Origin of the sequence: Mesorhizobium sp. LNHC229A00, assembly GCF_000502415.1 — a bacterium.
Lineage (GTDB): Bacteria > Pseudomonadota > Alphaproteobacteria > Rhizobiales > Rhizobiaceae > Mesorhizobium.
Window position 1 is genome coordinate 1 of sequence record NZ_AYWQ01000239.1, and the last position, 316, is coordinate 316.

The window sequence follows — 316 nt, forward strand, 5'->3', positions numbered from 1 at the left end:
ATCCAGAACAGCAGCACCAGGATCGGCACGCCCCGAATGATCTCGACATAGAAGCGCGCGATCTGCCGCAGCAACGCCGAGCCCGATAGGCCCATGAGTGCAATGCCGAGGCCGATCACCGACGCCAGGACGAAGGCGATCACGGTCACGAAGACGGTGATTCCGATGCCCTTGGCGACAGTGGCGAAGACCTGCGCATAGAGATCGCTGGCGGCGATGGCGAGGGCAGCGGCCAGCGCAAGTATACCGGCAACAGCGAGCCACCAGGGGAAGTCGGGTTTGGAGATGGTGGGGGCTGCCATTAGGCGGCGTAAAG

The 316-nt window shown here is 63.3% G+C and carries 1 protein-coding gene; it reads right to left on the reverse strand.

From position 1 onward, the window contains the following. A partial coding sequence (locus X742_RS140065; protein ID WP_023775711.1) for an ABC transporter permease subunit occupies positions 1 to 302 on the reverse strand: 302 nt, incomplete at its 3' end. Between the last annotated feature and the right edge of the window lie 14 nt (positions 303 to 316).